14 protein-coding genes and 1 pseudogene are annotated in these 15960 nt (G+C 65.1%); 10 read left to right on the forward strand and 5 right to left on the reverse strand.

The window, feature by feature from the left end; all coding sequences use genetic code 11:
• Positions 1-417 precede the first annotated feature (417 nt).
• The 5 genes from IF690_RS00480 (at position 418) to IF690_RS00500 (ending at position 6584) form a co-directional block, all read left to right on the forward strand.
• Complete coding sequence (locus IF690_RS00480; RefSeq protein WP_202698415.1) at positions 418-1863, forward strand: alanine/glycine:cation symporter family protein; 1446 nt, start codon at positions 418-420, stop codon at positions 1861-1863.
• Positions 1864-1962: 99 nt separating this feature from the next.
• Positions 1963-2964, forward strand: a complete 1002-nt coding sequence (locus tag IF690_RS00485) for an asparaginase (RefSeq protein WP_202698416.1) — start codon at positions 1963-1965, stop codon at positions 2962-2964.
• Between the two features lie 208 nt (positions 2965-3172).
• Positions 3173-4165 carry an AraC family transcriptional regulator gene (locus IF690_RS00490; protein WP_202698417.1) on the forward strand — a complete coding sequence of 331 codons (993 nt, stop codon included), beginning with the start codon at positions 3173-3175 and terminating at the stop codon, positions 4163-4165.
• Positions 4166-4437: 272 nt separating this feature from the next.
• A complete protein-coding gene (locus tag IF690_RS00495) occupies positions 4438-5469 on the forward strand; it encodes a histone deacetylase family protein (protein WP_009051617.1) in 1032 nt (343 codons plus the stop codon).
• A 14-nt stretch (positions 5470-5483) separates the two neighbouring features.
• A complete protein-coding gene (locus IF690_RS00500; protein ID WP_202698418.1) occupies positions 5484-6584 on the forward strand; it encodes a polyamine ABC transporter substrate-binding protein in 1101 nt (366 codons plus the stop codon).
• 133 nt (positions 6585-6717) lie between these two features.
• Here the strand turns inward: IF690_RS00500 and IF690_RS00505 are convergent, their stop codons facing one another.
• On the reverse strand, positions 6718-7929 hold the full coding sequence (locus IF690_RS00505) for a YeeE/YedE family protein (protein ID WP_202698419.1): 1212 nt from the start codon (positions 7927-7929) through the stop codon (positions 6718-6720).
• Positions 7930-7968: 39 nt separating this feature from the next.
• Complete coding sequence (gene pdxR, locus IF690_RS00510) at positions 7969-9531, reverse strand: MocR-like pyridoxine biosynthesis transcription factor PdxR (RefSeq protein WP_202698420.1); 1563 nt, start codon at positions 9529-9531, stop codon at positions 7969-7971.
• 123 nt (positions 9532-9654) lie between these two features.
• On the opposite strand from pdxR, the gene IF690_RS00515 reads away from it, so the two are divergent.
• Genes IF690_RS00515 through IF690_RS00525 form a run of 3 tightly spaced genes read left to right on the forward strand, consistent with a single transcriptional unit; the run spans position 9655 to position 11423 of the window.
• Entirely contained in the window at positions 9655-10290 is a 636-nt protein-coding gene (locus IF690_RS00515; RefSeq protein WP_202698421.1) for an FMN-binding negative transcriptional regulator, read from the forward strand.
• Complete coding sequence (locus IF690_RS00520; RefSeq protein ID WP_202698422.1) at positions 10287-10733, forward strand: GNAT family N-acetyltransferase; 447 nt, start codon at positions 10287-10289, stop codon at positions 10731-10733. Before IF690_RS00515 ends, IF690_RS00520 begins: the two co-directional genes overlap by 4 nt.
• An 18-nt stretch (positions 10734-10751) precedes the next feature.
• The gene (locus tag IF690_RS00525; protein WP_202698423.1) at positions 10752-11423 is read left to right on the forward strand and encodes a GNAT family N-acetyltransferase; all 672 of its coding nucleotides are present in this window, start codon (positions 10752-10754) and stop codon (positions 11421-11423) included.
• Between the two features lie 100 nt (positions 11424-11523).
• Here IF690_RS00525 and IF690_RS00530 read toward each other — a convergent pair whose 3' ends face one another.
• Positions 11524-12423, reverse strand: a complete 900-nt coding sequence (locus IF690_RS00530) for a homocysteine S-methyltransferase family protein (RefSeq protein WP_202698424.1) — start codon at positions 12421-12423, stop codon at positions 11524-11526.
• Between the two features lie 111 nt (positions 12424-12534).
• Between IF690_RS00530 and IF690_RS00535 the strand changes: the two genes are divergently transcribed.
• Entirely contained in the window at positions 12535-13356 is an 822-nt protein-coding gene (locus IF690_RS00535) for an ABC transporter substrate-binding protein (protein WP_202698425.1), read from the forward strand.
• Positions 13353-14189: an amino acid ABC transporter permease gene (locus tag IF690_RS00540; protein ID WP_202698426.1), complete on the forward strand. Its 837-nt coding sequence runs from the start codon at positions 13353-13355 to the stop codon at positions 14187-14189. The genes IF690_RS00535 and IF690_RS00540 overlap by 4 nt, the downstream gene beginning before the upstream one ends.
• Before the next feature lie 90 nt (positions 14190-14279).
• Here the strand turns inward: IF690_RS00540 and IF690_RS00545 are convergent.
• Positions 14280-14543, reverse strand: a pseudogene (locus IF690_RS00545) (helix-turn-helix domain-containing protein); the annotation flags it as partial.
• On the reverse strand, positions 14540-15814 hold the full coding sequence (locus IF690_RS00550) for a HipA domain-containing protein (RefSeq protein ID WP_202698428.1): 1275 nt from the start codon (positions 15812-15814) through the stop codon (positions 14540-14542). The gene IF690_RS00550 and the pseudogene IF690_RS00545, both read right to left, overlap by 4 nt.
• Between the last annotated feature and the right edge of the window lie 146 nt (positions 15815-15960).

The following is a 15960-nucleotide window of genomic DNA, read 5'->3' on the forward strand; positions in this document are numbered from 1 at the left end:
ACCTTTTGAGGGCTTGGAGCCTCGTCTCCAAGCCCTTTTTTTTAACTTTCCAGAGGCGCTCCATGCTCAAAACGCCAGGATCGCAGCCTTCGACAGCTTCCGCGGACGCAGGAAAAACCTCGCGCCGAGGCTGTCGAAGGCTGCGATCCGATGATCTTGCGGCCCCCTCGTTTCGTCGGGCGCACCACAACCGTGCAGACGGGCAGCGCACTGATAGGTATAGTGCGCCCCCTCTTCGCGTGCGCGGTCGTCGGTAACGAGACCCAAACCCATGCGAACCCGAACTAATAACAACCCGCGAATTGGAACCGGGACGGACGCTCGCCCCACCTGTCGTGCTGCCCGCGCGACGGCGTGTAACTTGATGTTTCGGACCACCCAGTTTCTGCCTTTACAAAAAACAGCGAGGAATAATCCATGCTCGAAGTCATCAACGACTTCCTCTCAGGGAAAGTACTGATCGTGCTCATCGTCGGGCTCGGCAGCTACTTCACGATCCGCTCGCGTTTCGTCCAACTGCGCCACTTCTTCCACATGTTCGCGGTGTTCCGCGACAGCCTCAAAGGCAGCGCCGGGCAACTCAGCTCGTTCCAGGCCCTGATGCTCAGCCTTGCCGGCCGTGTCGGTGCAGGCAACATCGCCGGTGTCGGCATCGCCGTGACCCTCGGCGGTCCGGGTGCGGTGTTCTGGATGTGGGTGACCGCACTGGTCGGCATGTCCAGCAGCTTCTTCGAATGCACCCTGGCCCAGGTCTACAAACGCGCCGATGGCGACGGCCTGTACCGTGGCGGCCCGGCCTACTACATCCAGCACGGCCTGAAGCTCAAAGGCATGGCGGTGGTGTTCTCGATCCTGCTGCTGGTCACCTACGGCTTCGCCTTCATCGGCCTGCAGTCCTACACCGTGACCCACTCGCTGCAGAACGCCTTTGCCTTCGACCCACGCCACACCGGTATCGTCCTGGCGGTGCTGCTGGCCCTCACCTTCATCGGCGGTATCAAGCGCATCGCCGCGGTGTCCGACCTGCTGGTACCGATCAAGACCCTGGCCTATATCGGCGTGACCCTGTACGTGATCGGCACCCAGATCGAACACGTGCCAGCCATGCTGGAAACCATCTTCAAGAGCGCCTTCGGCCTCGACCCGGCCTTCGGCGGCCTGCTCGGCAGCGCCATCGTCATGGGCGTGAAGCGTGGCGTGTTCGCCAACGAAGCGGGCCTGGGCAGTGCGCCGAACGTCGCCGCCGTGGCCGCCGTGAAGCACCCCGGCGCCCAGGGCGTGGTCCAGGCCTTCAGCGTGTTCCTCGACACCTTCGTGATCTGCACCTGCACCGCGCTACTGATCCTGCTGTCGGGCTTCTACACCCCGGGCTTCGAAGGTGATGGCATCGTCCTGACCCAGAACTCGCTGGCCGCCGTGGTCGGTGACTGGGGCCGCATGTTCGTCAGCGTCGCACTGTCGCTGTTCGTCTTCACCTGCATCCTCTACAACTACTACCTGGGCGAGAACAGCCTGCAGTTCCTCAGCCGCAACCGCGCCGTGCTGATGGTTTTCCGCGGCCTCGTGCTGGCGCTGGTGGTATGGGGTTCGATGCAGGACCTTTCGACCGTGTTCGCCTTCGCCGACATCACCATGACCTGCCTGGCCTTCGTCAACCTGGTGGCCCTGGCCATGCTGTTCAAGGTTGGCATGCGGGTGATGCGCGACTACGACGAGCAGCGCCGCGCCGGCGTCAGCCAGCCAGTGTTCGACTCCAGCAAATTTACCGATCTGGACCTGGACCTGAAGGCCTGGCCGACCAGCCCGTCGGTTGCTGCCGAGGCCGACGTTCAGCCGCAAGGCATTCCCGCAGCGCAACGCTGACCGGGCAAAAACCGGGCGCATGTCTTGCGCCCGGCGTGACACAAGCGGCGGTCAGCTTCATGCTCGACCGCACGCTGTCATCGTTCTGGAGAACTTCCCATGAATTCCACGACCTACCCCGGCGCGCAGAGCGTCATGGTGCTTTACACCGGCGGCACCATCGGCATGCAGGCCAGCGCCCATGGCCTGGCCCCGGCCTCCGGCTTCGAGGCGCGGATGCGCGATTACCTGCACAGCCAGCCCGAGCTGGTGGTGCCCGACTGGCGCTTTCGCGAGATGGCGCCGCTGATCGACAGCGCCAACATGACCCCCGCCTACTGGCAGCGCTTGCGCGAAGCCGTGGTCGATGCGGTCGACGAGGGCTGCGACAGCGTACTGATCCTGCACGGCACCGACACCCTGGCCTACAGTGCCGCGGCCATGAGTTTCCAGTTGCTGGGCCTGCATGCCCGCGTGGTGTTCACTGGCTCCATGCTGCCGGCCGGCGTAACCGACAGCGATGCCTGGGAGAACCTCGGCGGCGCGCTGGTCGCCCTCGGCCAGGGCCTGGCGCCGGGCGTGCACCTGTACTTCCACGGCGAACTGCTGGCGCCGACCCGTTGCGCGAAGATCCGCAGCTTCGGCCGTCATCCATTCGCGGCGTTGCAGCGCCAGGGCGGCGGAACCAAGGCGACGTCGATTCCACCGCAACTGGATTACCGCCAGGGCAAGCAACTGGCCAAGGTCGGCGTATTGCCGCTGGTGCCGGGGATCGCCGCCGAACAGCTCGACGCCCTGCTGGGCAGCGGCATCCAGGCGCTGGTGCTGGAATGCTTCGGCAGCGGCACCGGGCCGAGCGACAACCCGCAGTTCCTGGCCAGCCTGCAACGCGCCCGGGAACAGGGCATCGTGGTCGTGGCCATCACCCAATGCCATGAAGGCGGCGTGGAGCTGGACATCTACGAAGCCGGCAGCCGCCTGCGCGGCGTCGGCGTGCTGTCCGGCGGCGGCATGACCCGCGAAGCGGCGTTCGGCAAGCTCAACGCCCTGCTCGGCGCCGGCCTGGACACCGCCGAAGTGCGGCGCCTGGTGGAGCTGGACCTGTGCGGCGAGCTGAGCTGACAACGCGTCATCGTTCACCTTCATCGCGAGCAAGCTCGCTCCTACAGAAGCGCCACAATCCCTTGTAGGAGCGGCCGGTCGACGCTCGATTGCTCGCGATAGCCGCAACGCGGCGATCCAGCAACCGCCCCGCGCTATCGTTGGCATTCGTCGCAGGCGCGGCATATAAATTGCTCCGTTTTCAGCATCCCCCGGGCTGGAAACGGACATGCTGCATTCCCACCTCACCACCCTCAACGCCGTCTCGCTGGTGCTCAATACCTTCAAGGACCAGGGCCAGGACAGCGAAGCGCTGCTGGCCGGCAGCGGCATCAACGCCGCCGACCTGAGCCGCGCCGACACCCGTATCACCACCAACCAAGAGATGCTGGTGTGCGCCAACGCCGTGGCCCTGCAACGGGATATCGGCCTGGAGCTGGGCCGGCGCATGCACGTTTCCAGCTACGGCATGCTCGGTTATGCCCTGCTCACCAGTGCCACCTTAGGTGACGCTTTGCATCTGGCGCTGCGTTATCCGGCGCTGTTGGGAACACTTTTCGAGCTGAGCCTGGAAACGGACGGCGAGCTGATCTGGCTGACCGCCGCGGATTACCGCGAAAACCCGGCGCTGGCGACCTTCAATATCGAGTTCTGCCTGGTGTCGATGAAGGTCATCTGCGACGACCTGCTGGGCCATCCGCTGCCCTTGCGCGGTGCCCGCTTCGACTACCCCGCGCCCGATTACCAGAGCCGTTACGCCGAGCGCTTCGACTGCCCGCTGCAATTCGATGCGACGTCCAACGCCTTCGCCTTCGACCGGCGCTGGCTCGAGCAACCGCTGCCCCTGGCGGACGCCATCACCCACCAGGCCATGGCCGAACGCTGCCGCAAGCAGAACACCGAATTCACCGGACGCCAGGCCTGGCTGGGGCGCATCCGCCAGCTGCTGGCGGCGCAACTGGACGCCGCGCCGGGCCTGGAAGGCCTGGCCGAACAGATGAACTGCTCGGCCCGCACCCTGCGCCGGCACCTCAAGGACCTGGGGTGCAGCTATCAGGAACTGCTCGACGAGCTGCGCTTCGAGCGGGCCAAGCAGATGCTCTGCGAGGACGACCTGCCGATCTACCGCATCGCCGAAGCCCTGGGCTTCAGCGAAACCGCGAGTTTCCGCCATGCCTTCGTGCGCTGGAGCGGCGTCGCCCCGAGTCAGTTCCGGCCCTGATTCACCCCGCCCTCCCCTGTAGGAGCAGCCGGTCGACGCTCGATTGCTCGCGATGAACGTCAACCATAATGCGGTGTAGCTGACAGACCGCCGCTTTGCGGCTATCGCGAGCAAGCTTCGCGCCTACAGAAACAGCGTCCGTGCGCGGTGAGGGGCGAATTGCGGACACAGGTTTTGGCCATATCGATCTCCTTTTGGCCGCTCCTGCCGTTCTCCAAAAGCCCCGGCGCCGCAAGACTGTGAGCACTGAACCAGCCTGCGGAGAACAACAAATGCTGACGATCTACTCGGACGATCACCACCTGCACCACGGCCGCTGCGAACTGATCGACGGGCAACTGATGCCCTGCTTCGAAATGCCGTCCCGCGCCGACCACGTGCTGGACCGCGTGAAGTATCGCAACCTGGGTCCGGTCGAGGCGCCCAGGGACTTCGGCCTGGGGCCGATCGAACGCATCCACAGCCGCGCCTACCTGGACTTCTTCAAGGGCGCCTGGGACCGCTGGGCCGCCCAGGGCATCGACGGCGACCTGCTGCCCTACACCTGGCCGGCGCGCACCCTGCGCAGCGTGATCCCCACCAGCCTGCACGGCCAGCTCGGCTACTACAGCTTCGACGGCGGCGCGCCGATCACCGCCGGCACCTGGCAAGCGGCCTACAGCGCCGCGCAAGTCGCCCTGACCGCCCAGGCGGTGATCCAGCGCGGCGCGCGCAGTGCCTTCGCCCTGTGCCGTCCACCGGGACACCACGCCGCCGGCGACCTGATGGGCGGCTACTGCTACCTGAACAACGCGGCCATCGCCGCCCAGGCCTTCCTCGACCAGGGCCACAAGAAGGTCGCGATCCTCGACGTCGACTATCACCACGGCAACGGCACCCAGTCGATTTTCTACGCGCGCAACGACGTGCTGTTCACCTCGATCCACGGCCACCCGGAAGCCGAATTCCCGTTCTTCCTGGGCTATGCGGACGAGCTTGGCGAAGGCGCAGGCGTTGGCTTCAACTTCAACTACCCGCTGCCCGCCGGCAGCGGCTGGGACAGCTGGAGCGCGGCCCTGGAACAGGCCTGCGAGGAAATCCGCCGTTATGGCGCCGACATCGTCGTGGTATCGCTGGGCGTGGACACCTTCAAGGACGACCCGATCTCGCAGTTCAAGCTCGACAGCCCGGACTACCTGGCCATGGGGCAACGCATCGCCGCCCTGGGCACGCCGACGCTGTTCGTCATGGAAGGCGGCTACGCGGTGGAAGAAATCGGCATCAATGCCGTGAACGTTCTCGAAGGCTTTCAAAGCGCCCAGTGAAGGAAACCCGCCACATGAACAGGCTCAAACGCTACATCGCGCCGGTGCTCTGCGCGGCGCTGCTGGGCGCTGCCGCACAGGCCGAAGAACGCACCCTGCGCGTCTACAACTGGTTCGACTACATCACCCCCAAGGCCCTGGCAGACTTCAAGGCCGAGAACAGCCAGGTCAAGCTGGTCTACGACATCTTCGACACCAACGAGGCGCTGGAGGCCAAGCTGCTGACCGGCAACTCCGGCTACGACGTGGTGGTGCCGTCCAACGTGTTCCTCGCCAAGCAGATCGAGGCCGGGGTGTTCCAGCCGCTGGACCGTAGCAAGCTGCCGAACTGGAACCACCTCGATCCCAAGCTGATGAAGCTGATCGAGGCCAACGACCCGGGCAACCAGTTCGCCGTGCCCTATATGTACGGCACCATCCTGATCGGCTTCAACCCAGCCAAGGTCAAGGCCGCCCTCGGCGAGAACGCGCCGGTGGACAGCTGGGACCTGATCTTCAAGGAAGAGCACATCAGCAAGCTCAAGCAGTGTGGTGTGGCCTTGCTCGACTCGCCGTCGGAGATCCTGCCGCTGGCCCTGCAGCACCTGGGCCTGGACCCCAACAGCAGGCAGCCGGCGGACTACGCCAAGGCCGAAGCGCTGCTGCTGAAGATCCGCCCCTACGTCACCTACTTCCACTCGTCCAAGTACATGGCCGACATCGCCAACGGCGACATCTGCGTGGCGGTGGGTTATTCCGGCAGCTTCTCCCAGGCCGCCAACCGCGCCAAGGAAGCCAGGAACGGCGTGGTGGTGGACATGCGCCTGCCCAAGGAAGGGGCGCCGATCTGGTTCGACATGCTGGCGATCCCCAAAGGTGCGAAGAACCCGGACGATGCCTACACCTTCATCAACTACCTGCTGCAACCGAAGGTGATCGCCCCGGTCAGCGACTTCGTCGGCTACCCGAACCCGAACAAGGACGCCACCGAGCGGGTCGATCCGGCGATCCGCAACAACCCCAACCTGTACCCGACCGACGCGGCGATGAGCACGCTGTACACCCTGCAGCCGCTACCCCGCGACGCGGAACGGGCACGGACCCGGGCCTGGACCAAGATCAAGGCCGGGACCTGACTGCCCGGTTCTTCTGTAGGCGCGAAGCTTGCTCGCGATAGCCGCGCAGCGGCGATCTGGCCGCTATACCGCACCATCGTTTACGCCCTTCGCGGGCAAGCCTCGCTCCAGAAGCTAGAAGCTCAAGGACGTTTCAACACCCCGTCAGCCCTTGCGGCTGACGCTCTTCGGCAAAGAACCAAGGCCGCAGGCGCACACCCACGCCGTTGCCGATAAAGGCCGCCACCAGCCACAACCAGCCGTGCAGGCTGCCGGAGGCGATGCCGCTGAAATAGGCGCCGATGTTGCAGCCATAGGCCAGGCGCGAACCGTAGCCCAGCAGCAAACCACCGATCACCGCCGCCACCAGCGAACGCGCGGGAATCTTCAGGCTCGGCGCAAAACGCCCGGCCAGGCCCGCTGCCAGCAAGGCGCCGAAGACGATGCCGATATCCATCACGCTGGTGATGTCCTGCCACACCGGCGCGGCCAGGGCCTTGGCGTTCGCCGCGCCCTGCCAGAACACCCAGCTGCCGACATCCCCCCCCAGCCCGCTGGCGGCCTTGGCGCCCCACAGGGCAAAAGCCGAGGTGATGCCCCAGGGCCGTCCGGCCAGGGCCAGGGTGGCGAAGTTCAGCAAGGCCAGGGCGACCGCGCCCCACACCAGCGGCCAGGGCCCGCGCAGCAGGCGGCGCCAGCCTTGGTGCGTGCTGTCGACCGGTGCTTCCAGGGCGCCGTGGCGGCTCTTTTCCAGGCGTACCGTGACCAGGGCAATCAAGGCCAGCAGGCCCAGGCTGAGCCCCAATGCCGGTGCCACACCGAAGCGCTGCACGATGGAAACCGGCGGCAACGACGGCAAGGCAAACCACCAGTCCACATGGTGGGTGGCAATCAGTGAACCGCAGATGAAAAACAGCAGGGTCACCAGCATCCGCGCGTTACCGCCACCCACGGTAAATAACGTGCCGGACGCGCAGCCGCCGCCCAGCTGCATGCCGATACCGAAGATGAACGCACCGACAATCACCGAGACGCCGGCCGGCGCCACCAGCCCCGTGACCGGCGAACCGAACAGGCTGCCCGCGCCCAGGGCCGGGAAGAACAGCAGCACCGCCAGCGCCAGCATGACCATCTGCGCCCGCAGGCCGGCGCCGCGCCGATCGCGGATGAACACCCGCCAGGCCGAAGTGAAACCGAAGGCGGCGTGATACAGGGTCAGGCCCAGGGCCGCGCCCAGCAGCAACAGCCACACCTGGCGCGAGCCGACCTGGGCCTGCAGGAATACACCGCCGGCGAGCAATGCGATCAAAGCGAACAAGGGAGCGCCGAGCTTGCGTTCGGGCACCGCGGACAGAGTCAGGCTCATAAGGATTCTCGGCAAAGACAATGGCCGCGAGTATAGCCGTCACACGCCCCAGGCCCGGCGCAACCGCTCCAGGGCACAGGCGATAGCGGCCTCGGGCACCGCGGCAAAGCCCAGCACCAGCCCGGCGCGCCTGTCCTGCGGCAGCGGCGAATCCGGCAGCCAGTAGTTGCTCAGGCCATTGATCTCGACATCCACCGCCGCGGCTTGCGCCACCAATTCCTGCTCCCGGGCCAGGCTGTCCACCGGGATCATCAGGTGCAGGCCCGCCGCCACGCTCGGCAACGTGCCCACCCCGGGGATATCCACAGGCCAGCCGGCCAGCAAGGCATTGCGCCGGCTCAAGGCAGCGCGGCGCATGCGCCGGATATGCCGCTGGAAATGCCCGGCAGCCATGAATTCGGCCATCACCGCCTGGGTGCTGACCTCGGAATGGCGCACATCCACCGCCCGGCGCTGGGCGAAAGGCTGCACCAGCGCCGGCGGCAACACCAGGTAACCCAGGCGCAAGGCCGGGAACGCGACCTTGCCGAAAGTGCCGACGTACAGCACCCGGCCCTGCCGGTCGAGGGCCGCCAAGGGTGCCAGTGGCGCTCCGCTGTAACGGTACTCGCCGTCATAGTCGTCCTCGACTATCCAACCATTGGTGCGCTCGGCCCAGGCCAGCAGTTCCAGGCGCCGGGCCAGGCTCAGGGTCACTCCGGTGGGGTACTGGTGGGACGGCGTGACATAGGCCAGGCGGCAATCGCCCAGGGCCGCCAGCGCCCCACAATCGAAGCCCTCGTTATCCACCGCCACCCCATGCAGGCGCGCGCCGGCAATCGCGAAGGCATGCCCCGCCGCCCGATAGCCGGGGTTTTCCACAGCCACGCCGTCGCCAGGGTTCACCAGCAACTGTGCACAAAGGCTTATGCCCTGTTGCGCACCACTGGTGATCACAATTTGTTCAGCGCTGCACTGCATGCCGCGCGAACTGCGCAGGTAGGCCGCGATCAATTCGCGCAGGCGCTCCTCGCCGGCCGAATCGCCATAACACAGCTGGCCCAGATCCGGCTTGCGCCAGAAAGCCGCGTTCAGCTTGGCCCAGACCTCGAACGGAAACAGATCGAAGGCCGCAATCCCCACCCGGAAAGCCCGCGGCGGACCGCTTTGCGGGGTCGCCAGATGGTGCTGTCCGACCCGCTCCAACGCCTCGCTATGGATAGCTTTACTGGATGTAATCCCAGGTAAACCCAGGCTTTCTGTGGATAACCCTATGGATAAGCTTGGTGATAACCCTGTGGATACTTTTGTGGATAAATTTTTCACTGCCTTTTTGATCGGCAGCCGGCTCTCGGGCAATTGCGCCACATAGGTGCCATCGCCGACCCGGCCTTCGATAAAACCTTCGGCGTACAGCTGGTCGTAGGCGCGCACCACGCTGTTGCGGGAAATTTCCAGGGCCGCCGCCAGGTCGCGGCTGGCCGGCAACCGCATGCCGCTGGCCAGCCGGCCGTCCAGCACCCGTTGGCGCAACGCCTGGTAGAGCTGGCGGCTGAGCCCCTGGCCGCGGTCCAGTTCGATACCGGCGGGGTTGAAGGAAAGCGGCAATGTCGGGCTGTTCATGGGCTTGCCCCTCCGAGCGACGGGATAGAGCGATCAAATGGACCGGTGAAAATGACCAAAGATGGCTCTTACAACAGACCAATAGCCTGCCTAGGATGCAGCCATTCGCCAAGGATATTTTCCATGTACCTACCCCGCGCTTTCGCCGAAGAAGACCTGCCCACCCTGCACCAGCTGATCGCGGAAACCCGCCTCGCTACCCTGGTGACCTACGGGGAACGCGGCCTGCAGGCCAACCACCTGCCGCTGTTGTTCGCCCCGGACCAGGGCCCTTACGGCACCCTCTACGGCCACCTGGCCAGGGCCAACCCGCAATGGCAGGAACTGGCCAACGGCGCCGAGGCGCTGCTGATCTTCCAGGGCGCCGAGGCCTATGTCAGCCCGTCGCTGTACCCGAGCAAGGCCGAGCACGGCAAAGTGGTGCCGACCTGGAACTATGTGAGCGTGCATGCCTATGGCGTGGCCGAGGTGTTCCATGAGCCGCAGCGCATCCGCGAAGTGGTCAGCGCCCTGACCAACCGGCATGAAGCCGGCCGCGCCAGCCCCTGGAAATTCGAGGACGCCCCCGCCGAGTTCATGGACAGCATGCTGCGCGCCATCGTCGGTTTCGCCCTGCCGATCCAGCGCCTGGAGGGCAAACGCAAACTCAGCCAGAACCGCACCGCCGCCGACATCGACGGCGTGCGCGACGGATTGGGCGCCAGCGCCGATCCCCATGACCAGAGCATTTCCCAACTGATGCGCCAGGAGCAGCCATGAGCCAGATCCAGATTCGTCCCGTCACCGCCGCTGACCACGCAGCCTGGCTGCCGCTGTGGCAGGCCTACCTGCGGTTCTACGACACCGAGCTGGCCGACGCGGTCACCCGCAGCAGCTGGCAGCGCTTCCTCGATCCTGCCGAGCCGACCCACGCCGCCCTGGCCTGGGACGGCGAGCAGGCGGTGGGCATGGTGCATTTCATCTACCACCGCTCCAACTGGAGCATCGAGAACTCCTGCTACCTGCAGGATCTGCTGGTCATCCCGGAGCAACGCGGCACCGGCGTCGGTCGCCAACTGATCGAATTCGTCTACGCCACCGCCAAGGCCGACGGCTGCTGCAAGGTCCACTGGCTGACCCACGAAACCAACGCCACCGCCATCCGGCTCTACGAGCGGATCGCCGAGCGCCCGGGTTTCATTCAATTTCGCAAAGCCCTTTAAGCGCTCAAGGAGAACCCCATGCCGACCTCACTCGCCGACTGGCAAGGCGTGCCACCGCCGTCGACCACCCTGCTCGAAGGGCGCTTCATCCGCCTGGAAAAACTCGACCCGGCGCGCCACGCCGACGACCTGTGGCAAGCCTTCCAGGGCCCGGGCGCCGATCCCAAGCTGTGGGATTACCTGCCCTACGGTCCCTTTACCGCACGCAGCGCCTTCACTGACTGGCTGAACAACCACGCGGCCGGCAACGACCCGTATTTCTTCTGCGTGATCGACCGGGCCAACGGCCAGGTGCAGGGCTTGCTCAGCCTGATGTCGATCGTCCCGGCCCAGGGCCGCATCGAGATCGGCCACGTCACCTTCGGCGCGCCCATGCAGCGTTCGCCCAAGAGCACCGAAGCGGTATACCTGCTGGCCAAGGAAGCCTTTGCCCTGGGCTATCGCCGCCTGGAGTGGAAGTGCAACAACGCCAACGCCCGCTCGCGTTATGCGGCCGAGCGCCTGGGCTTCAGTTTCGAGGGCGTGTTCCGCCAGCACATGGTGGTCAAGGGCCAGAACCGCGATACCGCCTGGTTCTCGATCCTCGACTGCGAATGGCCGAAGGTCGGCGCAGGGTTCGAGCGCTGGTTGAGCGAGGACAACCAGAGCGCTTCGGGGCAGGTGAAAGGGTTGGCGGAGTGCCGGGGCTAACGTCTTGTCAGGTGCTGTTTGAGCTGACGTTAGCGCTGGCAAGCTCGCTCCTACGGGGTCAGACCCGGCCTTGTAGGAGTAAGCGTGCTCGCGATGCTTTTCAGGCCAGCTTTTGCGCCAGCACTGCGATGTGCTCCGGCCCGATACCGCAGCAACCGCCCAGGTGGCTGGCGCCGCGTTGCCGCCAGTCGGCCGCCCACTGCAGGTAGCCCGGCGGGTCGAGGTCTTCACGCAACGGATCGAGGCCATCGTTGGCCGTGGCTTCTTTCGGTTGCGGCGGGAAAGCGTTGGCGTAGGCGCCGATATGGATCTTCACCCCCAAGCGCTCGAAGGTTGCCCGCGCCGCGTCGATCGCCGCGCCTATCACTTCCGGCTGGCTGCAGTTGAACAGCAGGGTTTCCACACCCAATTCGGCGGCCACCGCCGCCGCGTCCGCCACCGGCTCGCCGGAACGCAGGCGTGGCACCTCGTCAGGGTTCTCATCGTGCAAGGTGAACGATAGCCAGAAGGCCTTGCCGTCCTTGGGCAGGCCGGCATGGATCGCCCGCGCCTCGACCGTGGAACTCTGGGTTTCCGCCAGCCACAGGTCGACATAAGGGGCCAGGCCATTGACCAGTGGGGCCAGCAACTCGGCGGCACGACCGGCCTCGAACAGGTCCGGGCGATAGGAGCCGAACAGCGGCGGCAGCGAACCGGCGACCCGCACCGGCTTGCCCGAGGCCTGCACCGCGCGCCGCGCCAGCTCGCCGGCCAGGGCCGCCAGCGCCTGCCCCTCTGCGGCAAAACGCGCTTCGCCAATGTGGAACGGCACCAGCGCGTAGCTGTTGCTGGTGATGACGTCGGCACCGCTTTCGATATAAGCCGCATGCACCGCTTCCACCGCCTGCGGCGCTTCGCTCAGGGCCAGCGCCGACCACTCGGGCTGCCTGAACGGCGCCCCGCGACGTTGCAGTTCACGACCCATGCCACCATCCAGAATTACCCTGCTGCCTGCGCCCATATGCTCTTTACTCATATGCTTATAAAAATAACTCACTACCTGAGTCACCCTTATAACTATTTAATACGCACCATTCGGTTAATAACAACCTTTTTTCTGCTCGAGACTTCCATGAATTTCAAACCGCTGCTGGCCCTCGGCCTGACGATTCTCGCTGCCTCCAGCCAGGCTTTTGCCGGCGCTACCCTGGACCGTATCGAACAGAAAAAAGAGCTGGTGGGCGTGCTGATGGAAAGTTACCCGCCCTTCTCCTTCCTCAACGATCAGAACCAGCTCGATGGTTTCGACGTCGACGTGGCCAAGGCCGTGGCTGACAAACTGGGGGTGAAGCTGCGCCTGGAAACACCGTCCTGGGACGTGATTGCCGCCGGCCGCTGGAGCGGTCGCTACGACATCTGCATCTGCTCCATGACCCCGAGCAAGGCCCGCGCCGAAGTCTTTGACTTCCCGGTGCAGTACTACGCCTCGCCGGCGGTGATCGTGGTCAACGCCAAGGACGATCGTATCCACGGCGCCAAGGACCTGAGCGACAAGAAGGTCGGCCTGACCAGCGCTTCCAGCTACGAAAGCTACCTGAACAAGAACCTGGTGATCGAAGGCGCCGAGGACACCCGGTTGCAGTACCCGTTCGACAACGTACAGATCGCCCCCTACGACACCGACAACGTGGCTTTCCAGGACCTCGGCCTGGGTGCTGGCGTGCGCCTGGACGCGATCCTCACCAACCTGGTGACCGCCCAGCCGCGCCTGGCCCAGGACCCGCGTTTCAAGCTCGCCGGCGAGCCGCTGTACGCCGAGCCCAACTCGGTGGCCATCGAAAAAGGCGACGCCCAGTGGAACGCCAAGGTCCGCGAAGTGTTCGCCCAACTGAAGCAGGACGGCACCCTGAGCCAGCTTTCGCAGAAATGGATCGGCGCCGACATCAGCCAATGACTTCTCTTTCGCAACCGCCTCGGCCACCGCAAGTGCTGGTCGAGCCGCCGCTCAAACGCCTCTTCGGTTTCCGCACCCGCCTGTACCTGACCTGGGCGGCGCTGCTGGCCTTGTTCGCCAGTTTCTTCCTGAGCTTCGACCTGAAGTTCTCGATCATCCTCGACAAGCTGCCCAACCTGCTCGGCCTGACCCTGGCCCCCAACGGCTTTCTGCAAGGCGCGGCGCTGACCCTGTTCCTCTGCCTCTGCTCGATCGCGCTGTCGTCGCTGCTGGGCTTCGTCACCGCCCTCGCCCGGCTGTCGAAAAGCGCCGTGGCCTTTGGCATCGCCAGCTTCTACGCCTCGTTCTTTCGCGGCACGCCGCTGCTGATCCAGATCCTGCTGATCTACCTCGGCCTGCCGCAGCTGGGCGTGGTGCCAGGCGCCATCGCCGCGGGGATCATCGCCCTGTCGCTGAACTACGGCGCCTACCTCAGCGAGATCTTCCGCGCCGGCATCCTCGGCGTGCCCCACGGCCAGCGCGAAGCCTCCCTGGCGCTGGGCATGCGCGACAGCGTGATCTTCTGGCGCGTGACCCTGCCGCAAGCCATGCGCACCATCATCCCGCCGGCCACCAACCAGTTCATCTCGATGCTCAAGGATTCGTCGCTGATCTCGGTGATGGGGGTCTGGGAAGTGATGTTCCTGGCCCAGTCCTACGGCCGCTCCAGCTACCGCTACATCGAAATGCTCAGCACCGCGGCGATCATCTACTGGCTGCTGTCGATCAGCCTGGAACTGATTCAGGCTCGGATGGAAAGGCATTACGGCAAGGCTTACACCAAGCGCGGCTGAGGTTCAGTAAGGTACCGAAGGCCCGGGCGTAGCCGGGCTCTTTTCCAGGCGCTCGAGATCACTGAGCAGTGAGCGGGCGCGACTGGCTTTCTGCACGCTCACCACCCCCATCTGCAAACCGAAGGGCTTGAACACCGCATTCAGCGACTTGAGGGTCGGATTACCGTCACCGTGCTCGATGTGAATCAGGGTGCGCAGGGAAATCCGGCACATCCTGGCGAACTGGCTCTGATGCAGCCCCGTGACTTCGGTGCGCAGGCGCCTGACCGCATCGCCAAGCGGCAAACGGCCGGCAGCCAGCTCCTGCTGGATGTTGTCGATCAGCGCGCCGCGCTCTTCCAGGGTTGTAGTCATCGCAGTCCCCACTCCTGCAGGCGTCGGTCCAAGTGGCGCAAGTGAATGCGCGGGTGATTCAGGGTGGCGTCGGGCAAGCCACTGGCGCTCAACAGGTCCGGCAGGGCCCGCAGCCGCTCGGCGTCCTCGCGCAGGCGCGTCAGGGCGGCTTCAGGGTCGAGCAGCGGCTTCAGGCTCGCGCACACCAGGCGCCAGTCGACGTCACCCGCCACTTCCATGCGCCCGGGCCATTTGGTCGTCCGGGCAACCCCCTCGTCGTCCATGACCCTGGGCGCCAGGTCATGGATCGGGGCCAGGCGCACCGTTTCTTCAGTGCGCACGACCGAAAGAGTGCGTCCATGATTGCCCGAGTTGCCGAGGATCTTGTTGAGCAGGTCCCGGCGCAGGTAATCCGCCACCAGCTCGGGGATCGCCGACTCCTGGCCCGTGGATCGCCACAGTTCGGCGAGAATCCCCAACACCTCGGTATGCCGCATTCCCTGGCCATGGCCCACCAGCCCCGCCAGGGAATAGATCGACTCCACCGCCAGGCGCTCGACCCCAGCCTGCGTCACCCGGCGGTCAAAGCGCTGCATCCAGAGGCTGGGCCGGGGCCCCTCTTCCAGGGCAAGGCCCTCGGCCGGCAGCGTATCGATGCCCAGTTGTTGCAGCGCCCGGTAATAGTGGAACTCGCTCCTGAGGATGTCGCAGTCATTCTGCGTAGCCGGGTTGCGGGGAAACTTCACCCACCAGTGGCGCGCCGCCGAGGCATCGTCGAGCAGCGCGTCGGGGTATAGCAGGCCTTCGCGGTTTTGGGTCAGCAACAGCCTGGGCACCTGGTCACCGATGCTCGCAGTTCCGCCGAAAGCCGGACCCTGTTCGTGGGCGTACTCGAGCAAGCGGTTATCGAGGGCGATCACCTGGTCCCGGGAAAATCCCAGCGCCGGACGCCGACGCAGCCCCGCCAGCGACTCCTTGATCCGCAGGTTGCCGATGGGCGCCGCCGTGGACCGGGCCAACAGGAACAATTCGACGCCCATGCCGTCCGGCCGCTCATGGCCGATCTGGCGCAGCAGGAAGCGCCCGGTCGCCGCTGTCGGGGCAAGATCATAGAGAAAGGCCGGGGCCCGATCCTCGCGCCAAGGCTCCCAACCCAAGGGAATCTGCGCACTGACCGAGCTGGCCAGCGGACTGCCAACAGCCTCCAGGTTATCCACCAGGTACTGCTGCACATAACCAAAACTGCAGGGGCTGGCGAAGCCCTGTTCAGGCCTGTCGAAGGTCAGGGTCATGGCGTCGCTCCATGCCCCTGCGCGGTAGAGCTGCAACGTCAGCCGGAGCACTGTATCACCTGCATTTTGATGCACTTTTAATGAGTCATATGGTAATTAAGTGCATTCTAATGCAGGTAAATCAATTTAAGGATGAAATAAGTGTA

The sequence above is a fragment of the Pseudomonas sp. SK3(2021) genome, from assembly GCF_016772375.1.
GTDB classification, from domain to species: Bacteria; Pseudomonadota; Gammaproteobacteria; order Pseudomonadales; family Pseudomonadaceae; genus Aquipseudomonas; species Aquipseudomonas chlororaphis_I.